Raw genomic sequence first — 23,318 nt, 5'->3', positions numbered from 1 at the left:
CAGTGGCAGTGAGTGCAGCCAAACAGGCTTCCCGCAAGGTTGGATCTGACGCACTTGGGGGTAGCGTTTGGTTATGAGTGCGCAGCAGCCTGAAGACGACGTTTACACGCACGGCCATCACGAATCGGTGGTCCGCGCCCACGCTGCCCGGACGGCCGAAAACTCGGCTGCGTTCGTCCTGCCGCACCTCACGCCCGGCGCCGGCGTGCTGGACGTCGGCTGCGGCCCCGGGACCATCACGTGCGACTTCGCCATGCTGGTGGCGCCCGGAAAGGTGACCGGCCTGGACCGGTCGCCGGACATCATTGCCCAGGCGAAAGCCCTCGGGGTGGAACGCCAAGTTCACAACGTCGAGTTCGTCGCAGGCAACATCTATGACCTGGACTTTAAGGACGGGACGTTCGACGTCGTCCACGCCCACCAGGTCCTGCAACACCTCACGGATCCGGTGGAGGCGCTGCGGGAGATGCGGCGCGTTGCCAAGCCGGGCGGCATTGTTGCCGTGCGCGACGCCGACTTCCACGGCATGAGCTGGTACCCCGCCATTCCCGAACTCGATGAGTGGATGGAGCTGTACCAGCGGATCGCGCGCCGGAACGGGGCAGAACCCGACGCCGGGCGGCGGCTGGTCAGCTGGGCCCAGGCAGCCGGCTTCACCGACGTCGCGCCCACCAGCAGCAACTGGCTCTACGCCACCGGCCAGCAGCGCCGCTGGCAGGCCCGCGTCTGGGGTGAACGGGTGCTGCACTCGGCCTTCGCGGAACAGGCACTGGAGTACGGCTTCGCCAACCCGGCGGACCTGGCACGGATCTCCGCCGGCTGGCACCGCTGGGGATCCACGGACGACGGCTGGTTCCTGATCCCGAACGGCGAGGTCATCGCCCGCGCGTAAGGGACCGTGGCCTGGTGAGGACAGGGCCCGCGTAGGATTGTAAGGTGCAATTTTCCCTTTGGCTGGCCCTTGCCGGCGCCGGTGCGCTGATCAGCTTCACCCCCGGCGCCGGAGCCATCAACACCATGAGCAACTCCCTCAACGCCGGATTCCGCCGCTCCATCTGGGGGATCCTCGGGCAACAGGCAGCGCTCGTGATCCACATAGTGATCGTCGCACTGGGCGTCGGGGTGCTGGTGGCCAGTTCCCCTGTCGCGTTCAACGTGATCCGCTACGCCGGCGCTGCGTATCTGGTGTACCTGGGCATCAGGCAGTTCCTGAGCAAACCGGACCTTGAAGAGCAGCAGGCGGTGGCGCTCCGGAACGAGCCGGCCTGGTCCATCTTCCGCCGCGGGCTGTGGGTCAATCTGCTGAACCCGAAGGCCATCGTCTTTTTCCTGGCGTTCATGCCGCAGTTCATCCGGCCCGAACACCCCCTGCTGGCCCAGTACGCCGTCCTCACTGGCACCATCGTGGCCATCGACATCCTGGTGATGTGGTTCTTCTTCGCCGCGGCGGCCAGGTCCTTTCAACGGTTCACCCACACGGAACGGGGCCAGCTGGTCCTCGGAAAAGTCTTTGGGGTGCTCTTCATCGCGGTTGGAATCCTGCTCGCCGTCATGCACTGAGCCGCCACTGCGGCACGGCAAGCCAATCATGACTGCACTGAAACTCTTCTTTACAAAACATGTCAACATTTGTGAGTCCGCCCTAGCCAAGCGCGATGTTAGCGCCCATGCTTAGTCCATGAACTCAACGCCGAGCCCATACCGCGTCATCGCCGTCTGCACCGAGAACATCTGCCGGTCCCCCATGGCCGAGCTCATGCTGAGGGCGGCGCTGGAACGGGAAGGGCTGGACGGCCTGGCCGATGTGGATTCCGCCGGAACCACGGGTTATGAGGCCGGCAGGCCCATCGACCCCAGGGCGGCCCGCCGCCTGGCAGCGACGCAGCTCACGTCCGGGCAGCACATCGCGCGCGAGTGGGTCGGCGAATGGTTCCGGGAACGTGACCTGATCCTTGCCCTGGACATCGACCACTACGCCTGGCTGACCGAAGCGGCCCCGGACCAGGAATCCCTGGACAAAATACGTATGCTCCGCAGCTTCGATCCGGCGATGGCGGGGCGGGACCCACTGGACCAGGGCATCGAAGACCCCTGGTACGGCGGGCACGCGGACTTCGACGCCGTCTGGCACCAGATCCACGCCGCCCTGCCGGGAGTCGTTGACCACATCAAGGCGGCGGTCCTGAACAACGCACAGCTTCAGCGCCAGGCCTACTGAAACGGTACGCTCTACTGCATGAGCCCAGCCCCCGTCATCATCGCCATTGACGGACGCTCCGGCGCTGGGAAGACCACTCTCGCCGTCGAACTTGCAGCCCGCCTGCGGGCCCACCACAAAGTGTCCCTGTTCCACCTCGAGGACATCTACCCCGGCTGGAACGGGTTAGCTGCCGGCATCGAACGGTACGTTTCCACGGTCCTCGCGCCCCTGAGCCGCGGGGAAGCAGCAACCTGGGTCAGCTGGGATTGGGAAAGGCATTACGACGGCGATGCCCGGGTGACGCTGCCCGCAGAGATCGTCATCGTGGAGGGTGTCGGGGCGGCTGCGGCCGAGGCCGGCCCCCTCCTGAGCGCGGTCATCTGGGCTGAGTCACCGGACGACGTGCGCCGCACGCGCGCACTTGAGCGCGACGGCGCAACCTATGAACCCTATTGGGACCAGTGGGCGGCGCAGGAGGACGAGTGGCTTGGGCGCGACGACGTGCCCCGCCACGCCGACGTCCGGGTACGAAACCTGGCTGACGGTTCCGCCCCCGCCGACATTCTGCAGGTCCTCCCCTACCTTCCGGCGCTGGCGCCCGCACTTGCCCCTGAGTTGTCCTCGCGCCGCGGCCTGCGCCTCCGTGCAGAACGACTCGGGGCCCATCCCGACGCTTCCGCGCTGTTCCGTTCCCTCTACGGCAACTCCGCCAAGGCCGTATGGCTGGACTCTTCCAACGCGGGCACTGCCGACAGCCGCGCCGGGCACGAGGGCCCCGGGAACATTGCACCCGGCGCTGCTGCACGCAGCCGCTTCAGCATTATGGCGGACGACGGCGGCATGCTCGGCCAGTCGGTAACCCACAGTTCCGGCCGGAGCCAGGTCAGCGCAGGCTGTGCAACCGCCACCGTGGAGGGAGCCTTCTTCCGCTGGCTGGGCACGGTGTGGGGCCCAGCAGCGGTTGACGTCCCCGAAGGCTATCCCGGCGAGTTTGTACTGGGTTGGCTGGGATACCTGGGCTACGAACTCAAACGCGAAACCGGCGGAACGGATGTTTCCTCGCCCACGCCGGACGCTGCCCTGATCTTTGCCTGCAGGGCCGTCGTCCTGGACCATGAAGACGGCTCCGTGTGGATCCTGGCACTCGACGCCCCCGATGCCGCTGACTGGCTTGCCCAGGCAAAGGCAGCAGTGGCAGCTGCGGGACAACCAGCGCAGGACGGCGGCAGCACCGGCGTCGTTCTTCCTGCGGCCACTGCCTTCCGCAGCCGGGACACCCGCGCGGAATATCAGGCGAAGATCGCCGCCGCGCAGCACGAGATTGCGGAGGGGAACTCCTACGAGGTCTGCCTGACCACCACCCTGGCTGCTGCCGTTCCGGCCGACTCGCTGGATTCCTGGGACGCCTACCTGGCGCTGCGCCGCAGGAACCCCGCCCCCTTTGCGAGTTACTTGAAGCTCGGCGGGGTCACCGTTGCCAGCACCTCGCCCGAGAGGTTCCTGAAGATAGGGTCCGACGGCGGCATGCGCGCTGAGCCGATCAAGGGCACCCGCCGCCGGGCTTCAGAGCCTGGAGAGGACGCGCAGCTGCGGGAGGACCTGGCCACGTCCCTGAAGGACCGGGCCGAGAACATCATGATCGTGGACCTGCTGCGCAATGACCTCAGCCACTTTGCGGTGCCCGGATCGGTCACTGTGAGCCGGCTGTGTGCCATTGAAAGCTACGCAACGGTGCACCAGATGGTGAGCACCATTGATGCCCGGCTCCTCCCGGGAACTTCACGGGCCGAAGCCGTCGCGGCCTGCTTTCCCGCCGGGTCGATGACCGGTGCGCCCAAGATCAGCACGATGGCCATCCTTGACCGGCTGGAAGGGGCGGCACGCGGGATCTACTCCGGCGCCGTCGGATATTTTTCCCTGAACGGGGCAACGGACCTCGCCGTGGCCATCCGCACGCTGGTGATCCGTACGGAAGGCGACGGCACGGCTGGGTTGTCCCTCGGCGTCGGGGGTGCCATCACGGCGGATTCCGTGCAGGACGAGGAATACGAGGAGATCAGGACCAAGGCCTTCGGCGTCCTCTCAACGCTGGGCGCGGAATTCCCGGAAGGCTAGCCCAACCGGCAGTTCGCTCAGCCCCGCCGGGCAGGGCGGTCGAACTTCCACCCTTCGGCCTTGAGCCGGGGAATGACCTGGTCAACGGCTTCCACGGTCTGGGTTCTGTCGCCGCCGCCGTCATGGAGGAGCACCACACCGCCGGGCCGGATGCCTTCGAGGATCCGGCGGACCAGTTCCTGGGTTCCCGGCGGCTCCCAGTCACTGACAGTCAGCTGCCAGCCGAGTGGCTGCATGCCGAGTCGGGCAGCTACTTCCGGCGTCTGCCCCCAGCTTCCGTACGGGGCCCGGAAGTAGTCGATTTTCGCGTCCGGCACGGCCTCCCGGATGACGGCGTTCGTTTCCAGCAGGTCTGCTTCGATGGCCTCGGCGCCCCAGGCACCCATATTGTCGTGGTGCATGGTGTGGTTGCACAGCAGATGCCCGGCGGCGGCGATCTGCCGCACAATGTCCGGATGCTGTTTCACATGGTCACCCCACAGGCAGAATGCAGCCTTGACGTGGTGCTTTTCCAGGACTGCCAGCAGTTGGGGAGTGCTCACCGGATCCGGCCCATCGTCAAAGGTCAGGCTGACGTATTTGCCGTCGTGGCGGGTCGAGTCGACGATCGCGGGGGTTGCCGTATCCGCCTGGGCTGAGGTTGCACCGGCAGGGCCGGCGGGAACAGAGGCACCAAGAGCGAGGACTGCCGCGGCGAGCGGCAGGACTGCCTTACCCAGGGAAACCGGGCGGTGAATGGGGAGCTTCATTGCTTTCCTTTCGCTGAACCATGGGTCACGCTCCCACCGGAGGCCCGCCGTCCCGATGCATTGTCCGTGTACTGGCAGGCATTTGGGTAGGTGGTGGACCAGAAGAAGCCGCAGAGGGCTCGTGAATACCATGAACTTCCGGTAATTTCCGGAACATTGTTAGCGTAGGTACTCCCGGAAGCGTCGTCAAGGGTTGCGCTTGAAAAGGATGGCGCTGCTCAGGGGTATGCCGGCGGAGCGGTACTCTCCCTGACCACCAGCCGGGTGGACAATTCAACCCGGGGGCTCTCCGGTCCCTCACCCTGGAGCATCCGCAGTATGGTACGGGCAGCGAGCTTGCCCATTTCGGCGAGCGGCTGCCGGACGGTGGTAAGGGGAGGCGATGCCCAGCGGGCTTCCGGGAGGTCGTCGAACCCTACGACGCTGACATCCTCGGGCACCCGCAGGCCCTTTTGACGTACCGCTTCATACACCCCGAGCGCCATCTGGTCACTCGCCGCAAAGACGGCAGAGGGCGGCTCGGGCAGCTCAAGGAGCCTGCAGCCTGCACGGAAGCCGGACTGGTAGTCGAAGCCTCCCTCCACGACCATGTCTGGATCGAAGGCAATGCCGGCCGCGTCGAGGCCGGCCCTGTAGCCATCCAGCCGTGCCCTGCTGCACCACAGGCCAGGCGTGCCAGCGACGAATCCGATGCGGCGGTGCCCCGCCGCGGTCAGATGTTCTGTGGCGCCCACCGCTCCTGTCCAGTTGGTGGCGCCGATGGTGGGCACGTCCAGGTCCGGCACGCCGGCGGGGTCGACAACGACGGCAGGCACCTGCAGGCGCTGAAGTTCTGCCCGCAGGAACGAATCAAGATCAGTGGTCACCAGGATGGCCCCGTCGCTCGCCCGGGCGCTGACATTGTCCAGCCACTGCCGCGTGGATGAAGGGCTCGTGTGGCGGTGGATTGCGGACACCACGGTGGAGACCCCCGCTTCATTGGCAGCTTCCTCGACGCCGCGGATGATCTCCACCGCCCATGGACTGTCAAGGTCGTTGAAGACGAGATCAATCAGGCCGGACCGCGCTTCGGGACGTACCCCGCGGCGCTGGTAGCCGTAGTCCCGGAGCAGTGTTTCCACGCGTTCCCGGGTTCGGGGGGCAACATCACCGCGGCCGTTGAGCACACGGGAAACAGTCGGCACGGATACTCCTGCCTCAGCGGCAATGGTCGAAATCGTGACTGCCGGGCGGTGACTCTCCTGCACGCATTCCTCCTGGTCCGCTGCAAGTATAGGCCTTCCCGCCGCAGGCGCAGATCCGAGTTTCGCTAAAACCCTTGACGTGCTTACTGAAATCTTCGTAACCTACAACCACTCAACTTCCGGAAGCTTCCGGAAGTTGTTCGACCGGCATTGACCGGTTTATCCAGTACCTCAAAGGAGAGCTCTTCATGAAGGTTGCCCACCTAGTCGCCGCTGCTGTGCTGGCGTCGACCTTTGTCCTCCCAATGGCTCTGCCCGCCACGGCAGGTTCCGAGGACAAACCGCAGCCCCCAGGTCTCGCAAAGCAGGACACCCTGCGCTGGGCCGCCCCCAAGGATGTCCGCATCGGCACTGCAGTTGCCGGCGGCGGTCACCACGAAACCATGCCTTACGCCAACCCCTTTACGTCTGACGCCGAGTACCGCGAGGTCCTGGCTGCCGAGTTCAGCTCTGTCTCGCCGGAGAACCAGGCAAAGTGGGAGTTCATCCACCCCGCTCGGGACCAGTACCGCTTCGCCGAGATGGATGCCATCGTGGACTTCGCCCAGCAGAACGGGCAGGTGGTCCGCGGCCACACACTGTTCTGGCACAGCCAGAACCCTGCCTGGCTGGAGCAGGGCAACTTCAGCAAGGAGGAACTTCGCTCCATCCTGAAGGACCACATCACCACTGTGGTGGGGCGCTACGCCGGCAAGATCCAGCAGTGGGACGTCGCCAACGAGATCTTCAACGGTGACGGAACCCTCCGCACCACGGATAACATCTGGATCCGTGAACTGGGTCCGGAGATCATCGCCGACGCCTTCCGCTGGACCCACGAAGCAGATCCGAACGCGAAGCTGTTCTTCAACGATTACGGCGTGGAAAGCATCAACGCCAAGAGCACTGCCTACGTGGATCTCATCTCCCGGCTGCTGGCCGAGGGAGTCAAGGTGGATGGTTTCGCTGTACAGGGCCATCTGAGCACCCGCTATGGCTTCCCCGGCGACCTGCAGGCCAACCTTCAGCGCTTCGAGGACCTCGGCCTGGAAACAGCCGTCACGGAGATCGATGTCCGCATGGACATCCCCGCCGGGACCAAGCCGACCAGCGAGCAGCTGGCCAAGTAGGCCAGTTACTACCAGCGGGCCCTGGAAGCCTGCCTGAACATTGAGGGCTGCAAATCCTTCACCATCTGGGGATTCAACGACAAGTACTCCTGGGTGCCTGTCTTCTTTACCGGCGAGGGCGAGGCCACGGTGATGTGGGAGGACTACACCCGCAAGCCGTCGTACTACGCCCTGCAGTCCACCCTGGCAGCGGCAACCCCGGGCGGAGAACACCGCTACGGCCACCACCCCGCCTACCAGCGGTAGCCACCGACCCCAAGTAAATGCTGCAGTACTGCTGACAAAAGCGGCCCGGAACACAGGTTCCGGGCCGCTTTTGTCCTTTGGCCTGGCGTTCCTTTCGGGGCGGCCGGATCAGCTGGCAGGCGGTGCCGTGCTTTGGCGAACAACGAGCGATGTTGCCAGGTCCAGTCGCAGGTTCTGGGGCCGTTCGCCTTCCCGCAGGCGCAGCACCATCCGGGCAGCCTCTTCCGCCATCTCTATAAGGGGCTGATGGACAGTAGTCAGGGCGGGACTGGACCACCGCGCCACCTGCAGGTCATCGTATCCCACGATCGACAACTGCTCCGGAACAGACAAACCCAGCTGCCGGGCAGCGTCGAGCACTCCAAGGGCCTGCAGGTCACTGCCGGCGAAGATCGCAGTAGGCCTTTCCTTCATCGACAGCAGTTCCATAGCATGTTTTCGTCCGCCGTCCACATGGAAGTCGCCGTACCTGATCAGGGACCGGTCGATCCGGATGCCCGCCGTATTCAGGGCTGAGCTGTAGCCGTCGATGCGCGCCAGCGAACACATCATGTCCTCCGGGCCGGAGATCGCGGCGATGCGTTTGTGGCCCAGCTCGATGAGGTGCCGTGTTGCCATCATGCCTCCTGCCCAGTTGGCAGAGCCTACCGAGGGGACGTCAGGAGCAGGGTCGCCGGCAGGATCGATGATGGCGAAGGGTATGGAGCGGGCGTCCAGTTGCTGCCGGTACTCCAGCGGCAGGTCGGAGAAGACAAGGACCACCCCGGCGGGTCGTCGGGCTATTACGCCTTCAACCCAGTCCGTGCCCGGCGCATGCCTGGTGCCACTCTCAGTGAGGACCACGCTCATGCCGTTGGCTTTGGCCACGTTTTCGACACCCCGGATGATTTCCAGCGCCCAGGCGCTTTCGAGTTCCGGGAAGACAAGCTCGAGAAGTGCTGACCTGGAAGACGCCTTCCTCCTTTTGTACCCGTGCTCCTCCAACAGCTCCTCAACTTTCGCCCGCGTTTTGCGCGAAACGTCGGAACGACCGTTCAGCACTTTAGAGATTGTTGAGAGGGATACACCCGCCTCTTCCGCCAGTTGGGCCAGAGTCACACGCGCTTCAGGAGGGGAGACAGGGCTAGTCATGAGCATCATCATAGCGATAGTTTCGGGAATTATGTCGCTTTTTCGCGCAACTCTTGCGTGGTGGAATTGCCGCCTCTAGACTGTGATGCATCAAACAACTTTCGGTCTTAGCATCGAAACTTTCGAGAGGCGTTCAAGGATGAACCAGCATGGATGGCTAGCCCGCAGCCTTGCCGGCGGCGCGGCTTTGGCCCTCGGCCTGACCATGGCCGGGTGCTCTGGAGGGTCCGGCGCAGCAAGCCGGCCGGAGAATGAAATACATGTCGCTGTGTACGGCGATGCCGGCAACACCGTTGAGCAGAAAATGATCGACACTTTCAACGCAACCTCAGACGTCAAGGTTGTCCTGGACAAGATTCCGGGCGCTGAGTACCAGTCCAAACTGCAGACGATCATCGATACGCCCACGGCCCCCGATATCTTCTTCAACTGGGGCGGCGGCAGTATCAAGAACTTCGTGGAGGCTGATCTCGTGCTTCCGCTCGATGACTTCATCAAGGAAGATCCGCAGCTCAAGGATGCCTTCCTCCCGTCCGTCTTCGAGACTGCCGTCATTGACGACAAGGCTTACGGCATCCCCATGCGCGGCACCCAGCCCGTGATGCTCTTCAACAACTCAAAGGTCCTCGCGGATGCGGGTATCGCCAACCCTCCCGAAACCTGGGACGAGTTGCTGGACGACGTAAAGATCCTCAAGGACAAGGGCATCACGCCCATTGCCCTCGGCGGCGCTGACCGCTGGCCCACCCTAATGTGGGTCGAGTACGTCTACGACCGTGTTGCAGGTGAAGGCCTGTTCCAAAAGGCCCTTGAGGGCGACACCAGCGTCTGGGAGTCCGAGGAGAGCCGCAAGGCCCTGGGGATGCTCAGGGAACTGGTTGACGCCGGAGCGTTTGGCACCAACTTCGATTCCGTAAAGTTCACCGACGGCGGCTCGCCCGCCCTTCTTGCCAGCGGCAAGGCAGGCTTTGAGCTGATGGGCTCGTGGGAGTACGCCACTCAACAGAGCAGCGACCCGCAGTTCGCTGCCGAGGTCCTGGGCTACAGTGAGTTCCCCAAAATTGAAGGCGGACTCGGTGACGAGGACAACCTGGTGGGCAACACCAACAACTTTTACTCAATCCACAAGAACACGCGCTACCCGGAAGCCGCCCGCGACTTCCTGAAGCTCATGTACTCGGACCAGTTCGTTCAGGAACAGGTTGGCATTGGAAACCTGCCCACCACCACGAACACGGAGAAGTTCCTGGACAACGCCGCCGATCCCGAATACGCCAAGTACCAGTTCAACCTGGTGAAGGAAGCCCCGTCCTTCCAGCTCTCCTGGGACCAGGCATACCCGCCGGAAGCAACTGTCACCATCCACACCGCCGTCGCCCAGTTCTTCAGCGGACAGATCGACGAAGCCGGCTTCATCAAGGCCATGCAGAGCCTTTAGGGAATCACCATGACCACCACGCTTGCACCACGCAGGCGCCCGGCACGGCCGGGCGGCACCAATGAGGTCCGCCCTGCCGGCCGGGGCGGCTCCTCCGTGGGCCGCCCCGGCTTTGTCTGGGCCCTCCCTGCCAGCATATTCTTCGCGCTTTTTGCGCTCGTCCCGCTCCTCGCGGTGGCAGTGCTCTCCTTCACCAGCTGGAGCGGCCTGGGCGACCCGAAGTTCGTCGGGCTCAAGAACTGGGAAGCCCTCTTTGATGACCCTGTCATGCTCCAGAGCCTGTGGCTCAGCCTCTTGTTCATTGTGCTCGGCATCGTCACGCAGACGCCGCTCAGCATCCTGCTCGGCGTCTGGGCAGCCGGCAACCAGAGGAACCGGGCCATCCTGAGCGCCATCTACTTTGTTCCGCTCCTGCTCTCCTCGGCTGCCATTTCCGTCCTGTGGCGGGCGCTGCTGGACCCCAACTTCGGAATTCCCGGCCAGCTGTCCTGGCTGTTCGGAGATGGCAACGTCCTCGGCACGCAGACCGGTGCCATCGCGGTGCTGATCTTCGTGGGCATGTGGCAGTTCACTCCCTTCCATACCCTGATCTACCAGGGCGCCGCCCGCCAGATTCCGTCCGTCCTGTACCAGGCTGCCTCGATCGACGGCGCAGGCACCGTGCGGCAGTTTTTCAGCATCACCCTGCCGCAGCTGAAGAACAGCATCGTCACCTCCGTGATCCTCATGGTGGTCGGCGGCCTGACCACCTTTGAAACTGTCCTCATCCTGACGAACGGCGGCCCGGGAACCAGCACCACCATTACCGCCTTCCACATGTACCAGGAAGCCTTCCGGCGGTTCGACTTCGGCACCGGCAGTGCCATCGCACTGGTTCTCGTCGTCATCTCCACCGCCATCTCCTTTGCTGTGGTCCGCCTCTCGGGTTACGACAAGATGCGCAGTTCCCTGGAGGGGCTCTAAATGAAAACACGTCCGAATTACCTCGCCGGCATCGGAGCCTTCATGTGGCTGGCCATCGTAGCGGTTCCGCTCTACGTGATGCTGTCCGCGACGTTCCAGACCCGCGCCGAGTTCGGCGACAACGGGCCGCTTTCCCTGCCTGCCAGCTTCACCCTCCAGAACTACGTGGACGCGGTCAGCAGCGGATTTGGCCTGTACTTCCTGAACACCGTCATCGTCACGGCCGGCGTCGTGGGCATTGTCCTGCTCCTTGTGCCGCCGTTGAGCTACGCCATTGTCCGGAGCCAGAGCCGCGCCGCGTCAGCCATCTTCCGGCTCTTCCTGCTTGGCCTCGCAATTCCCGCCCAGGCTGTCATCGTCCCCGTCTTCTACCTCATCAACACGGTGGGCCTTTACGACAACCTGCTGGGCGTCATCCTCCCCACCGCAGCCTTTGCCCTGCCGATCTGCACCATCATCCTCAGCGGAACCATGCGGGACATTACACCCGAGCTTTATGAGGCCATGGCGATGGATGGCGCGACCCCAGCGCGCGCCTTCCTGCGCCTGGTACTGCCGCTGTCCAAGGGCGGCCTGTCCACCATCGCGGTGTTCTCGGCGCTCCAGGCCTGGAACGGCTTCCTTTTCCCGCTGATCCTGACGCAGTCCGAATCCACCCGGGTGGTCACGCTTGGCCTCTTCAACTTCCAGACCCAGTTCGGCATCAACATCCCCGGCCTGCTGGCCGCGGTGACCTTGTCCATGGTGCCGGTACTCCTCGTCTACCTCTTCGCGCGCCGCGCGCTTGTCCAGGGCCTCATGGGCGCTGGCGGAAAGTAACAATGTCCGAAACAACAACCCACCCCGCCCCCTGGCGGGACGTCACAGCCACCCCGCAGGAACGCGCCGACAGCCTGATAGCGGCCATGACCCTCCGGGAAAAGACTGCCCAGCTCTTCGGCGTCTGGGTCGGCGCCTCCACCGAAGGCGGCGAAGTCGCCCCGCACCAGAATGAGATGAACCCTCCGGTCGACCTGGACGAGATCCTTCCGCATGGCCTCGGACAACTCACCAGGCCCTTCGGTACGGCGCCTGTGGATCCGGCACTCGGCGCCCTGTCGCTCCAGCGGACCCAGCAACGCATCACCGCCGCCAACCGCTTCGGCATCCCCGCACTGGTCCATGAAGAATGCCTTGCCGGGTTCGCGGCCTGGCAGGCAACTGCCTATCCAGTGCCCCTTGCCTGGGGAGCCACATTTAACCCGGAGCTCATCCGCACCATGTCCGCTGCCATCGGTGCGGACATGCGCTCCGTTGGCGTGCACCAGGGGCTAGCCCCGGTCCTCGATGTTGTCCGCGATGCCCGCTGGGGCCGGGTGGAGGAAACCATCGGTGAGGATCCGTACCTCATCGGAACGCTGGCCACTGCCTATATCCAGGGGCTGGAAAGCAGCGGCATCATCGCCACGCTGAAGCACTTTGTGGGCTACTCGGCGTCCAAGGCCGGGCGGAACCTGGCTCCGGTCTCCGTCGGTGCCCGGGAACAGGCCGACGTCCTGCTGCCACCCTTCGAGATGGCAGTCCGCGAATCCGGTGTCCGCTCTGTGATGCATGCGTACACGGACATGGACGGCGTTCCCACCGCCGCCGACGCATCCCTGCTCACCGGGCTCCTCCGGGACACCTGGGGTTTCTCGGGCACAGTGGTGGCTGACTACTTCGGCATCGCCTTCCTGAAGAACCTGCATGGTGTCGCGGGATCCCTCGGGGAAGCTGCAGCCGCCGCACTGTCCGCGGGCGTCGACGTCGAACTTCCCACCGTGCACGCTTTCGGCGAGCACCTGATCACCGAAATTGAGTCCGGCCGCCTCTCCGTGAGCATGGTAGACCGCGCCCTGCACCGCGTACTGGTGCAAAAAATTGAACTGGGCCTGCTGGATGCGGACTGGTCAGCGGTTCCACCGGCCCTGGAAAACGCCAACCTGGAGGACGCTGAAGGTCTGGAGGGAAGCATCACGCTGGACAGCGACGCAAACCGCAAGATCGCGGCGCGCGTTGCGGAGGAATCAATCGTCCTGGCCGGCAACAACGGCATCCTGCCGCTGCGCACCCCCGGCCGCATCGCCGTCGTCGGACCCAACGGGGACAACACGCAGGCGTTCCTCGGCTGCTACTCCTTTCCAGCCCACGTGGGCGGGCAACACCCGGACGTTCCGGTGGGCATTCAACTGCCCACCGTGGCGCAGGCCCTGCGGGCCGAATTCCCGGATAGTGCCATCTCCGTCACCGCCGGATGCTCCGTTGACGGCGCTTCCACGGAGGGATTTGACGACGCCGTTGCTGCCGCCGCCGACGCGGACGTCGTCGTCGCGGTGTTGGGTGACCGTGCCGGCCTCTTCGGCCGGGGCACCAGCGGCGAAGGCTGCGACGCGGAATCCCTGGTGCTTCCGGGCGTCCAGCAGCAACTGCTGGACCTGCTGATCGGCACCGGCAAGCCCGTGGTGCTGGTCCTCCTCACGGGCCGCCCCTACGCCGTGGGTTCCGCCGTCGAGAATGCGGCAGCGATCGTGCAAGCGTTCTTCCCCGGCGAGGAAGGCGGTCCTGCTGTGGCGGGAATCCTCAGCGGCCGCGTCAACCCCAGCGGGCGGCTGCCTGTAAGCATCCCGGCCCGACCGGGGGCGCAGCCCTCCACCTACCTGGCGTCGCGCCTGGCTAAAGCCAGCAGCGTCTCCAACATCGATCCTGCCGCGGCCTTCCCGTTCGGCCACGGGCTCAGCTACACCACTTTTGAATGGAGTGGCCTGAGCCTGGACGGGCCGGCCGCCATTTCCGTGGACGGCGAAGCCAAGGCAAGCATCACGGTCACCAACACGGGCGGGCGGGCTGGAACGGAACTGGTGCAGCTGTATCTCCACGATCCGGTGGCATCAGTTGTCCGCCCGGAACTGAGGCTTGTGGGATATGCCCGCGTCCCCCTGGAACCGGGGGCCTCGGCACGCGTGGCCTTCACGGTTCCGGCCGACGTCGCCTCCTTCACGGGACGCGACGGACAACGGATCGTCGAGCCCGGCGACCTTCAGCTCGGTTTCGGTGCCTCCAGCGGAGACATCCGGCTGACGGCTGCTGTCACCCTGGCCGGCGAAACCCGATCCGTGGACCACACGCGTCGGCTGCACTGCAGCGTCGAGGTCACGCCGGCCACGTGACATACCGGCCGGGGCGCTCTTCCCGCGCCCCGGCAGGGGTATCCTCGTGACAAAGGGTGGTGCCGGCCACTTCACAGTTGAGCCCAGTGACCACATGCCTTACGGGCAGACCTGGGAATCCGTGAAACACCCGAACCAGCCAGCTGAACCGCTCAAGCCACGCGGCGGGCCGATCCTCAGTGCTTCCACACAGTAAGGTATTGCCGCGTGACGGACACACACCCCACAATTTCCAGCCCCCAGGCACCCCGCAGCAGCATCAAGTATGTGCTGATGCTGGGTGCCCTGGCCGCGCTTCCGGCCGTGACGACAGACATGTACCTGCCATCGCTGCCTGCCGTGGTGGAGGATCTTGAAACCACCCGGGCCGCGGCCCAGCTGACGCTGTCCGGAACCCTCCTCGGCGGCGGGATAGGCCAGCTGGTCATCGGCCCGTTCTCGGACCGGTTCGGCCGGCGGCTGCCGCTGGTCATCGGCATCTCCCTGCACGTGGTGATCTCGCTGCTCTGCTCCATCACGCCCAACATCGAAACGTTGACCGGGTTGCGCGTCCTGCAGGGTTTCTTCAATGCTGCCGCGGCGGTAGTGGCAATCGCCGTCATCCGGGACCGCTTCACTGGCTCCGAAGCAGCCCGACTGCTGTCCCGCCTGATGCTGGTAATCGGCGTCGCTCCCCTCTTTGCGCCCACCGTGGGCCAGGCCGTGGCGGGACTCTGGCACTGGCGTGCCGTCTTCTACGTCCTGGCACTCATCGGCGTTGTCCTGGTGGCCATCGTGGGGAAGTACATGCCCGAAACCCTGCCGCCGGAGAGTCGCAGCCCTGGCCGGCCCAGGCATGTTGCCGGTGCCTACTGGCTGCTCCTGCGGGACAAACACTTCATGGCACTGGCCGTCATACCGGGGCTCGGACTGGCCCTGATCATGAGCTACGTGGTGGGTTCCCCCTTCGTTTTCCAAAACGAGTACGGCTTCACCGAGCAGCAGTTCGCCCTCGCCTTCGCCTTCAACGGTGCGGCGCTGGTACTCTCGGCGCAGCTCAATGCCGCCCTGGTCCGGAAGTTTCCGCCGGTCCGCCTCCTGCGCGCTGCCGTCCTTGTCCAACTGGCCCTTGCCCTACTGCTGCTGGCGGCTGTGGCCACAGGCACTGGCGGTGTGGGGGGGCTGATGGCAGGGCTCTGGCTCGTGCTGGGTGCGCAGGGAATGATTCCGGCCAACGCCTCTGTCCTTGCCCTCCATAACTTCGGCCATATGGCCGGAACCGCCGCAGCGGTCATCGGAGCCCTGCAGTCGGGGGTGGCAGGCCTCGTAAGCCCCTTGGTGGGGCTGCTGGGCGGAAGCGCCCTGTCGATGGTCAGCGTTATGATCGGCAGCTGTGTGCTGACAGTGGCGGTCCTTGCTGCCGGCACCTCCGCGTACCGTCCAGGCGGCCGGCCGGAACATGCCAACCGCGGCGATGACGAACGCGTGGCCGCCGACGAGTAGCCGGACGGCAGGCAGCGCTGCTACTGGACCGTTGCGGTCAGCCTTGCCACGTTGTCCACGTACCGCGCTGCCAGAGGCCGATTGACCCAGTCCGTCAGTTTCAGCTCGTGTGAAATGTCCCGGTACGTGTCCTCAACCGCCCGCATCTTGGTGACGATGTCCTCGCCCAGCAGCATCACGGACACCTCCATATTGAGGGAAAAGGAGCGCATGTCCATGTTGCTGGAGCCCAGGACCGCGACCTCGTCGTCAATGGTGAAGTGCTTGGCGTGGAGCACGAACGGGGCCTTGTACAGGTAGATCCGGACTCCGGCTTCCAGCAGCGCCTCGTAGTAGGAACGCTGGGCGTGGTGGACCAGGAACTGGTCGCCCTTTTCGGACACGAACAGTTCCACATCCACGCCGCGCTGCGCGGCGGTGGTGATGGCGTAAAGCAGCGAATCGTCCGGGACGAAGTACGGGCTGCAGATCGAGATCCGGTGCTGCGCCGAGTAGATGAGCGTGTTGAAGAGCCGCAAATTGTTCTCGGTGATGAAGCCGGGTCCGCTCGGGACCACCTGCGCCGTGACATTTCCGGGATTCGGGTCCGACGGCAGCTGCAGCTGGTGCTCCAGCGATTCATCGGTTTCGCTCAGCCAGTCCGTGGCGAAGACAACGTTCAGGGTGGTGACGATCGGCCCGCGCAGGCACGCCATCAGCTCCACCCATTCCCGGCCTGCCTTGCGGTGCCGGGGGTTGTTGTAGGAGGGCTCGATCAGGTTCTGCGAGCCGGTAAAGGCGATTTCGCCGTCGATCACCATGATTTTGCGGTGGTTGCGCAGGTCCGGCCGGCGCCACTGCCCGTGGATGGGCAGGAGTGGGAGCATGCGTTTCCACTGGATTTTGCCCGCGCGGAGGCGTTTGAGGAGCTTCCGGTAACCCTGGACACGCAGGGTTCCGATGTGGTCGAACAGCACGCGGACTTCCACGCCGCGCTCGGCTGCTTCCTCGAGGGCAGTGAGCAGTTCATCAGTGATGTGGTCCGTGCTCATGATGTAAAACTCGGCGTTGACGAACTTCCTGGCCTTCCGGACCGCCGCGGTCATCTCGAAGATGGAGTCCGGATACCCGGGGATCAGGTCCACGGAGTTGCCGTCCACCATGGGCAGGGACCCGAGCCTGCGGTTCAGCTCGGCTGCGGACTTGACCCACTCCGGTCCCGGATAACTGCTCTCGACGGCGGAGAGCGACGACGTTCCGGCCCGTACCCGTTCGTTCACCTGCTGCTGCTGCTCCCGGCGGCGGCTGGACAGCTTGAAGTTGCCGAAGAGCAGGAACAGGATGATGCCCACGAACGGGACGAAGAAGATGCCCAGCAGCCATGCCATCGCGGTGGTGGGCCGCCTGTTCCCCGGAATGATTCCCAGGGCCAATATCCTGATGATGAGGTCGGCGACGCCCAGCAGCACCACAACCCACGCAGGTGCGGTGCCGGCAAGCGAAAATGGCCACAACACGTAAATAAACCCCCGAAGGATGGGCTCCCGGCGGACCGTTTCCTGCCAGGGCACTCTGCCCAGCTTATCCGTGCGGCGCCGCACTAAGCTGGAGCCATGACCTCTCCAGCTCCCGTGGTTCTTGTTTTCCTCGATACCGCCTTCCCGGAGGGCCGGACCGCCGATGCCTCCAAGCCCCAGCTCCTGGTGACTGACCAGGGCGCCACCCGCGGGGACGGCATCTTCGAAACCATGCTGGCCACAGGCGGCACGGTGCGGAAGATCCAGGCCCACCTGGACCGCCTCGCCGGCTCCGCAGAGGCACTCGACCTGGAGATCCCGAGCGGGGAGGCGTGGCGCCGTGCCATCGCAGCAGCACTTGGCGGGCACCGGTCCCAGCATCCTCCCGCAGATGCGTCCGGCGAGGAGCTGGTGGTCAAGCTGGTGGTGACCCGTGGCGTGGAGGGCGCTTCTTCTCCCACAGCCTGGGTTCAGGTGTCCGCGGCCGGCACGCTTGCACGGCACCAGCGGGAGACAGGCCTCGACGTCATCCTCCTGGACCGGGGCTATGACAGTGACGTTGCCGAGCGCGCCCCCTGGCTGCTGCTCGGGGCGAAGACCCTCTCCTATGCGGTGAACATGGCAGCGCTCCGCCACGCGCGCAAACAGGGCGCCGACGACGTCATCTTTATTTCCTCCGACGGGCGCGTGCTTGAAGGCCCCACCTCCACCGTGCTGCTCGCCCATGTTGAAACGTCCGACGACGGCACTGCAGTCAAGCGCCTCATCACCCCTCAGCTGGACAGTGGAATCCTCCCGGGCACCTCGCAGGGGGCGCTGTTCACGGCGGCAAAAGCGGCGGGCTGGGAACTGGGCTACGGGCCGCTTGAGCCACAGGACCTGCTGGATGCCGACGCTGTCTGGCTGATCTCGAGTGTCCGCCTGCTGGCACCGGTCAACCATATCGATGGCAAGGCGATCGGCACTCCGTCGTTGCAGAAAGAACTCACCGCTGAGCTGAACGGGTTGTTCTCCGGCATCCAGTAAAAGGACCTGCGTTTTGCTGCGTCCGGACCTAGGTTCCTTGGGTGCAGTGGCCGTAAGGTGTGGTTCATGGACTCGCAGACGCAGCCGAATGACAACCTGACCTTTGACGAATGCTGGGAACTTCTGGAGAACGACGCTGTCGGCCGCCTTGCGCTGGTGGTTGATGGCCACCCCGAGATCTTCCCGATCAACTACGTCGTGCACCGCCGAAGCATCGCGTTCCGCACCGCCGGGGTAACCAAGTTGTGGAGTGCCCTGTCGGAGAGGCCTGCGGCGTTGGAGATCGATGGCTATGATCCCAGCAGCGAAGAGGCCTGGAGCGTGGTGCTGCGCGGCGATACCGAGGTCATCCAGGACCAGGGGGACAAGGACGCCGTGGACAGCCTCGGACTCGAGCCGTGGCAGCCGGGAGAAAAGGCGAACTACATCCGCCTGTCGGCCCGCGCGCTCACGGGCCGCCGGTTCAAGGTAAACCGCCCGGATGTCTGGGCCACGCGGGCACAGGACAAGCGCCGGGCTTCCTTCGAATAGCCACGTCACCCGTGCTCCGGCTGACGGTTTCGGGCCGCCAGGTTGAGGGTCCGATTAGTCCGTTGGGTTTGCGCCGGTAAGGGAAAGCTGGGTTTCAAGCCCGGACAGCAGGATGGTGATGCCCTGGTCCAGTTCTGCCGAGCCATCGTATTCAGCCAGCGCAGGGGCCAGCGCACGGAGCCGGGGAAACTCCTTGGCCGGCAGCCGGTGCAGTCCCAGCCGCAGCAGGACTTCGTTTTCCTCCGGGTCCACCACGAATTCCTGGAGCTCGTTCAGGATATGGCCGTACAGGAAACCGTAGTACGCACGGTAAACGTGGAGGGCTCCGGCGGGGCTGAACCCTGCGCCAATAAGCAGGGACAGGATCTGTTCAAGGGGACGCAAGGTACCCAGCGGTCTTAGCCCCAGGGGGGTCGAGAGCGGCCGTGTCACCAGCAGCGGAACCACGTTGGGGTGCTCCAGCGCCAGGCTCCGCAGATTGTGCGCGATGAGGCGCAACTGTGCTTTCCAGTCAGGATCATCAGGCTCGATGGGGAGTTCGTTGAGGACCAGTTCGGAGACGCCGTCCAGCAACGCAGCACGGTTCTCGGCGTAGCGGTAGAGGCTCATCGGGTCACGGCCCAGCTCCTGGCCCAGGCGGCGCATGGTCAGCGCGTCCAGGCCCTCCTCGTCAACCACTTCGAGCGCTTTGGTCAGCACAAGTTCCCTGCTGAGCGGAGCCTTTCGAGCGGTCCCGCCTGCGGCGGAGGTCTTCGGGGAGCCCATGATTTCCGTCCTGTTGGCTGTTGCCCGGCCAAGCGTTCCTGTGAGTAAATCCACACGCTTGCCGGATAGGTAGTCTACGGGTAAAGTCTACAACGTAGATGCGGCAACAACCCCGCCCGTAGCCCGTCGATTTTAGCGGACTTCATCAACACTCCGTTGCCCCGTGCAGGGCAACGAGGGTTAGCTGCTGTAGCCGAACGGCGGCACCACCGCACTTAGCGAAGGGAAGCCGTCATGGCGCATTCGCAGTTCGATCTATTCCTCAACGAAGCCACCTACCTCGACCAAGCCTCGGATTCCACGCTCGAGCGCGACCGCCTGTATGGCCTGTACACCAGCTGGTGCTTTATCAACCAGCAAAAGCCGGGACCGGAATCCGCTTTTTGGTCGGCCATGAACGCCCGCATCGCACCCGGTCACAACGGCCTGCGCATGAAGGGCCCGGCTGCCGCCGACTACATCCTGGCCAGCTACCCGGGACTCGTATAGTCTTCCGGACGACGGAAAAACGGCGTGGACCGCTGCCTTACCGGCACGCGGTCCACGCCGTTTCTGTATGTGCGGAAACTACCTGCCTCCGGACGCCGGATACGCTGCGTCCACCTCCACCTCCACCAGCCAGCCGTTGACTGGCAGGTTCTCAATTTCCAGCGCAAAGCGAGACGGCCGGGCGGTGGTCTTCACGAACGGTTCGGCAGACGCAGCCGAGCCCAGGGGAACCTTGATGGGTGAGCCGTCCGAGAGGCTGGTGTTCGCAAAGTACTGTCTGTACGCGCGGTTCCACCCGTCAAAGTCGGCCTTTTCTGCACCGGCAGGATTCTGCAGGAAAACGCGCATGGTGATGACGTCGTCGTAATCCAGCCCTGCCTGCGCCAAATTCTCGCCAATCCGGCGGAGAACGTTGATGCCCTGGGCTTCTGTGATGGTGACGCCGGGCGTCAGGACTCCTCCTGGAAACACTTCGGTATCAACGTAGCGCTGCTCGCTGCCCGCCGGCGCGGCAGTATTGAGGGCGGCAGGCCCCAGCCCGCTGGTCTTGTAGATAGGCGTGTTCGCGCCGATGGCCACCCCGCTGGCGATCATCGGATTGTCCTGGCCGGCGGGAAGGTTGGACACCGTGGTGCCGGGCTTGGGGTCTGTGAGGTCCTTGAACACCGCAGGAGCGGCGAAAGATGCAGTTGCAGTGAGGGTAACGCCGGCAACACCGGCTGCGATCAGGGAAAGGCGGCGACGGAGCATGGAGTACTTTCTGGTTGCGGCTTGCGTTCCGGTGGGATAAGGCGTGCTTGTCATCCGGCCACCATTGCGGCGGCGCGGGTGTGCAGGGCGGTGACGGCAACCCGGGCGGACGTCATGGCGCCGTGCTGCCAGGCAATGGCATGGCTGAGGTGGTCACCGGCAAAGTAGATGTTGCCGGAAGGCTCAAGAAGCTTGGCGTATTTCGCATCGGTCTGGGACGGCCAGCCCACCCAGGCGCCTTCCGAGAACGCGGTGCTTCCCCAGTCCACCGAGAACGACGCCGCCACGTCCTTCCGGTATACGTCGCCATGAATCCGGGCTCCTTGGTCAAGGGCCCGGCTGAGCCGCTTTTCGGGGCTGAGTTCCTTGTAGGCACGTGCGCTGGCGCCGGTATTGTAGTAGCCCACCATGGTGCCACGCTGCCCGTGGAACCCGGTGGAGGGGTACCACATATTGCCGAGGTCGATGTTGGTGTTGGTGATACCGCCGTAAATCCGGTGGTCCTCTTCCCACCAGCGACGGGAGTACTCGATGCCAATCTTGCCGGCGTCGCTGGGGGTGGCGAATTTGAGGGCGTCCAGCACGTCTGTGGGAAGGTTTCCGGGGATCTTGGCTGCAATGTGCGGGGGCAGCGTGCAGACGGCGAAGTCTGCTTCGATCCTCTTGGTTTGGCCACCGGGGTTGGTGTAATCGACCGAAACACCGCCAGCGGTATTGTTCATCGACAGGACCTGGGCGCCGTACACGAACTTGTCCTTGCCGATGGCTGCTTCAAATGCATATGGAATGCGGTCCATGCCTCCCACGGGCTGGAACATCATCATGGCCTGGTCCCAGCCGAACTCGAAGGAGAAGTAGTTCCCCACGCCGCTGGCGAATACATCGGTCAGTGCGTCGGGCGCCAGCGGTGTTCCCGCTTCCATGCCTGCTCCGGGGTGTACGGAGTAGCCCTTACGGCCTGTGCCGGTGTACTTGAAGCTCGCAGCGGCGTCCCCCGGGACCTTGCCGCCGATCGCGCCAAAATTGCGCAGGAAGGAGATCAGGTTCTCTTTGTCGGCGGCGCTCATGTAACTGTCCAGAGCGCCCTGGTCCGTAGCTTTGGCAAGCAGTTCGGAGACGTACCCGTAAACATCGGCCTTAGCAGCGCGGTGCCGAATGGGGGTATTGGAAAGCTTGCTGCTGCCTTCACGGAAGAGGTAGCCGTCGGCGTTCTGGTTGGTGAAGGGCTCGATGGCCACCCCCAGTTCCTTGCAGTAGTCCATGGTGATGTGGTGCTGCGGAATGCGGCCGGGGCCTGCGTTCATGTACTGGTCTTTCGAGAACGTGGCCCGCTGCGTAACTCCCCGCAGGTCCGTTTCTTCGGTTCCCCCGCGCACGGTCCAGTTGCGTCCGCCCGGCCGCATCCGCGCCTCAAGAATCGTGACTTTGTAGCCAGCCTTACCCAGCTCATAGGCAGTGGTCAGGCCGGCTATGCCGCCACCAAGAACTACTACGCTTTTGCCGTTGCCGCGCAGGTCATCCGCCCGGGGCGCAGCATAGGCAGGCGCTGCTGTATCAGGAGCCAGGCCCATCGCGGCCATGGTCTCGTACATCACCCCGGCTCCCCCCACCATGCCCACGTAGCGGAGGAAATTCCTGCGAGTCGCATCTGTCATTTTTTCCCTTTCACCGGAGTGTTACGAGGTGAGCGTAGGGGTGAAATGTTTCGTCAAATGCTGTGACAGTGTCCGTGCTGTACCATTCTTATTTCCGTGGAGTAAACGCTGCTTCGGAGCCGCTCTCTGAAGGAGTCCCGTTCTTGACTGGCAGCAGCACGTATTTGAGGGAAGGACTTTGCATCCGCCCGCTGACGGAGGGGGATGCGGGCGCACTCGCAGAGGCATACCAGCGGAATCGCGGGCACCTCGCACCCTGGGAACCACACCGCGACGACAGCTTCTTCACTCCGGAGCACCAGCTCGAGCTCATCCGTGGCAAGCGTGCGCTGCACGCTGCCGGCTCCGAGCTTCCGTGGATTGTGGTGGAGCAAAAGGACGACGCCGCCGGCACGCCGGGGAGCGGCACCGGCGGTGAGCATGTGGTGGGGGCCGTCACGCTGACGGGAATTGTCCGTGGCCCCTTCCTCAGCGCCAACCTGGGCTACTGGGTGGACCACGGCCTCACGAGACAAGGAATCGGCACAGCAGCCGTCCGCTTTGCAGCCGGCTACGCGCGTGATGGACTCGGTCTCCACCGCATCCAGGCAGCAACGCTGCTCCATAACAAACCGTCCCGGCAAATCCTGCAGCGGGCCGGGTTCCAGGAGATCGGGGTGGCCCCGAAGTACCTGCAGATCGCCGGGCAGTGGCAGGACCACCTGCTCCACCAACTGATCCTGCCTCAGCCGTAATTTCCAGACC

Annotated in this window: 20 protein-coding genes and 1 pseudogene; 14 read left to right on the top strand and 7 right to left on the bottom strand. The window is 64.4% G+C overall.

Translation table 11 applies throughout. The features are described 5' to 3' along the window. Positions 1-73: 73 nt before the first annotated feature. From CXX84_RS15960 to pabB, 4 genes are all read left to right on the top strand, one after another. Positions 74-892, top strand: coding sequence for a methyltransferase domain-containing protein (locus CXX84_RS15960; RefSeq protein ID WP_102977705.1), 819 nt, complete (start codon positions 74-76; stop codon positions 890-892). Positions 893-936: 44 nt separating this feature from the next. After that, on the top strand, positions 937-1,560 hold the full coding sequence (locus CXX84_RS15955; RefSeq protein ID WP_102977704.1) for a LysE family transporter: 624 nt from the start codon (positions 937-939) through the stop codon (positions 1,558-1,560). Positions 1,561-1,678: 118 nt separating this feature from the next. Further along, positions 1,679-2,218 (top strand): low molecular weight protein-tyrosine-phosphatase, encoded by a 540-nt coding sequence (locus CXX84_RS15950; protein WP_102977703.1) that lies wholly within the window; start codon positions 1,679-1,681, stop codon positions 2,216-2,218. Positions 2,219-2,236: 18 nt separating this feature from the next. After that, complete coding sequence (pabB, locus tag CXX84_RS15945) at positions 2,237-4,315, top strand: aminodeoxychorismate synthase component I (protein WP_102977702.1); 2,079 nt, start codon at positions 2,237-2,239, stop codon at positions 4,313-4,315. Positions 4,316-4,332: 17 nt separating this feature from the next. On the opposite strand, the gene CXX84_RS15940 is transcribed toward pabB, so the two are convergent. Together CXX84_RS15940 and CXX84_RS15935 are read right to left on the bottom strand one after the other, a co-directional pair. Then, positions 4,333-5,064: a polysaccharide deacetylase family protein gene (locus tag CXX84_RS15940; RefSeq protein ID WP_102977701.1), complete on the bottom strand. Its 732-nt coding sequence runs from the start codon at positions 5,062-5,064 to the stop codon at positions 4,333-4,335. A 218-nt stretch (positions 5,065-5,282) separates the two neighbouring features. Beyond that, positions 5,283-6,311 carry a LacI family DNA-binding transcriptional regulator gene (locus tag CXX84_RS15935; protein WP_102977700.1) on the bottom strand — a complete coding sequence of 343 codons (1,029 nt, stop codon included), beginning with the start codon at positions 6,309-6,311 and terminating at the stop codon, positions 5,283-5,285. Positions 6,312-6,496: 185 nt separating this feature from the next. Between CXX84_RS15935 and CXX84_RS15930 the strand changes: the two are divergent. Next, positions 6,497-7,663: pseudogene (locus CXX84_RS15930) on the top strand (endo-1,4-beta-xylanase). Between the two features lie 108 nt (positions 7,664-7,771). Here CXX84_RS15930 and CXX84_RS15925 read toward each other — a convergent pair. Beyond that, entirely contained in the window at positions 7,772-8,794 is a 1,023-nt protein-coding gene (locus CXX84_RS15925) for a LacI family DNA-binding transcriptional regulator (RefSeq protein ID WP_317614957.1), read from the bottom strand. 139 nt (positions 8,795-8,933) lie between these two features. Between CXX84_RS15925 and CXX84_RS15920 the strand changes: the two genes are divergently transcribed. From CXX84_RS15920 to CXX84_RS15900, 5 genes are all read left to right on the top strand, one after another. Beyond that, the gene (locus CXX84_RS15920; RefSeq protein WP_102977699.1) at positions 8,934-10,232 is read left to right on the top strand and encodes an extracellular solute-binding protein; all 1,299 of its coding nucleotides are present in this window, start codon (positions 8,934-8,936) and stop codon (positions 10,230-10,232) included. A 9-nt stretch (positions 10,233-10,241) separates the two neighbouring features. Then, complete coding sequence (locus CXX84_RS15915; RefSeq protein WP_102977698.1) at positions 10,242-11,195, top strand: carbohydrate ABC transporter permease; 954 nt, start codon at positions 10,242-10,244, stop codon at positions 11,193-11,195. Continuing rightward, positions 11,196-12,014 carry a carbohydrate ABC transporter permease gene (locus tag CXX84_RS15910; protein ID WP_102977697.1) on the top strand — a complete coding sequence of 273 codons (819 nt, stop codon included), beginning with the start codon at positions 11,196-11,198 and terminating at the stop codon, positions 12,012-12,014. A 2-nt stretch (positions 12,015-12,016) separates the two neighbouring features. Next, a complete protein-coding gene (locus CXX84_RS15905) occupies positions 12,017-14,380 on the top strand; it encodes a beta-glucosidase family protein (protein WP_102977696.1) in 2,364 nt (787 codons plus the stop codon). Between the two features lie 207 nt (positions 14,381-14,587). Then, complete coding sequence (locus tag CXX84_RS15900; protein WP_102977695.1) at positions 14,588-15,862, top strand: multidrug effflux MFS transporter; 1,275 nt, start codon at positions 14,588-14,590, stop codon at positions 15,860-15,862. A 20-nt stretch (positions 15,863-15,882) separates the two neighbouring features. On the opposite strand, the gene cls is transcribed toward CXX84_RS15900, so the two are convergent. Beyond that, positions 15,883-17,358, bottom strand: a complete 1,476-nt coding sequence (cls, locus tag CXX84_RS15895) for a cardiolipin synthase (protein WP_411266221.1) — start codon at positions 17,356-17,358, stop codon at positions 15,883-15,885. A gap of 96 nt (positions 17,359-17,454) precedes the next feature. Here cls and CXX84_RS15890 point away from each other — a divergent pair, with 96 nt between their 5' ends. Both CXX84_RS15890 and CXX84_RS15885 read left to right on the top strand, forming a co-directional pair. Continuing rightward, positions 17,455-18,384 carry an aminodeoxychorismate lyase gene (locus CXX84_RS15890; RefSeq protein ID WP_102977694.1) on the top strand — a complete coding sequence of 310 codons (930 nt, stop codon included), beginning with the start codon at positions 17,455-17,457 and terminating at the stop codon, positions 18,382-18,384. A gap of 66 nt (positions 18,385-18,450) precedes the next feature. Beyond that, positions 18,451-18,915: a pyridoxamine 5'-phosphate oxidase family protein gene (locus CXX84_RS15885; protein WP_102977693.1), complete on the top strand. Its 465-nt coding sequence runs from the start codon at positions 18,451-18,453 to the stop codon at positions 18,913-18,915. Positions 18,916-18,969: 54 nt separating this feature from the next. On the opposite strand, the gene CXX84_RS15880 is transcribed toward CXX84_RS15885, so the two are convergent. Then, complete coding sequence (locus CXX84_RS15880; protein WP_102977692.1) at positions 18,970-19,680, bottom strand: TetR/AcrR family transcriptional regulator C-terminal domain-containing protein; 711 nt, start codon at positions 19,678-19,680, stop codon at positions 18,970-18,972. A 234-nt stretch (positions 19,681-19,914) separates the two neighbouring features. On the opposite strand from CXX84_RS15880, the gene CXX84_RS15875 reads away from it, so the two are divergent. After that, complete coding sequence (locus CXX84_RS15875) at positions 19,915-20,169, top strand: hypothetical protein (RefSeq protein ID WP_102977691.1); 255 nt, start codon at positions 19,915-19,917, stop codon at positions 20,167-20,169. A gap of 78 nt (positions 20,170-20,247) precedes the next feature. Here CXX84_RS15875 and CXX84_RS15870 read toward each other — a convergent pair whose 3' ends face one another. Beyond that, a complete protein-coding gene (locus tag CXX84_RS15870) occupies positions 20,248-20,973 on the bottom strand; it encodes a Rid family hydrolase (RefSeq protein WP_223253123.1) in 726 nt (241 codons plus the stop codon). Further along, a complete protein-coding gene (locus CXX84_RS15865; protein ID WP_102977689.1) occupies positions 20,970-22,574 on the bottom strand; it encodes a flavin monoamine oxidase family protein in 1,605 nt (534 codons plus the stop codon). Before CXX84_RS15865 ends, CXX84_RS15870 begins: the two co-directional genes overlap by 4 nt. 143 nt (positions 22,575-22,717) lie before the next feature. Between CXX84_RS15865 and CXX84_RS15860 the strand changes: the two genes are divergently transcribed. Beyond that, positions 22,718-23,308, top strand: a complete 591-nt coding sequence (locus CXX84_RS15860; protein WP_102977688.1) for a GNAT family N-acetyltransferase — start codon at positions 22,718-22,720, stop codon at positions 23,306-23,308. Positions 23,309-23,318 lie beyond the last annotated feature (10 nt).

It is taken from the genome of Arthrobacter sp. AFG7.2 (genome assembly GCF_002892835.1).
Taxonomy (GTDB): Bacteria; Actinomycetota; Actinomycetes; order Actinomycetales; family Micrococcaceae; genus Arthrobacter.
Note: the sequence above shows the minus strand (reverse complement) of the source record. Positions and strands in the feature narration are given on the sequence as shown.

Bases quoted from the DNA above. Each gene is read 5' to 3' on its own strand.
- CXX84_RS15960 (WP_102977705.1), top strand. From the start codon at position 74: ATGAGTGCGCAGCAGCCTGAAGACGACGTTTACACGCACGGCCATCAC.
- CXX84_RS15950 (WP_102977703.1), top strand. From the start codon at position 1,679: ATGAACTCAACGCCGAGCCCATACCGCGTCATCGCCGTCTGCACCGAG.
- pabB (WP_102977702.1), top strand. From the start codon at position 2,237: ATGAGCCCAGCCCCCGTCATCATCGCCATTGACGGACGCTCCGGCGCT.
- CXX84_RS15940 (WP_102977701.1), bottom strand. From the start codon at position 5,064: ATGAAGCTCCCCATTCACCGCCCGGTTTCCCTGGGTAAGGCAGTCCTG.
- CXX84_RS15925 (WP_317614957.1), bottom strand. From the start codon at position 8,794: ATGACTAGCCCTGTCTCCCCTCCTGAAGCGCGTGTGACTCTGGCCCAA.
- CXX84_RS15920 (WP_102977699.1), top strand. From the start codon at position 8,934: ATGAACCAGCATGGATGGCTAGCCCGCAGCCTTGCCGGCGGCGCGGCT.
- CXX84_RS15915 (WP_102977698.1), top strand. From the start codon at position 10,242: ATGACCACCACGCTTGCACCACGCAGGCGCCCGGCACGGCCGGGCGGC.
- CXX84_RS15910 (WP_102977697.1), top strand. From the start codon at position 11,196: ATGAAAACACGTCCGAATTACCTCGCCGGCATCGGAGCCTTCATGTGG.
- CXX84_RS15905 (WP_102977696.1), top strand. From the start codon at position 12,017: ATGTCCGAAACAACAACCCACCCCGCCCCCTGGCGGGACGTCACAGCC.
- CXX84_RS15890 (WP_102977694.1), top strand. From the start codon at position 17,455: ATGACCTCTCCAGCTCCCGTGGTTCTTGTTTTCCTCGATACCGCCTTC.
- CXX84_RS15885 (WP_102977693.1), top strand. From the start codon at position 18,451: ATGGACTCGCAGACGCAGCCGAATGACAACCTGACCTTTGACGAATGC.
- CXX84_RS15880 (WP_102977692.1), bottom strand. From the start codon at position 19,680: ATGGGCTCCCCGAAGACCTCCGCCGCAGGCGGGACCGCTCGAAAGGCT.
- CXX84_RS15875 (WP_102977691.1), top strand. From the start codon at position 19,915: ATGGCGCATTCGCAGTTCGATCTATTCCTCAACGAAGCCACCTACCTC.
- CXX84_RS15870 (WP_223253123.1), bottom strand. From the start codon at position 20,973: ATGACAAGCACGCCTTATCCCACCGGAACGCAAGCCGCAACCAGAAAG.
- CXX84_RS15865 (WP_102977689.1), bottom strand. From the start codon at position 22,574: ATGACAGATGCGACTCGCAGGAATTTCCTCCGCTACGTGGGCATGGTG.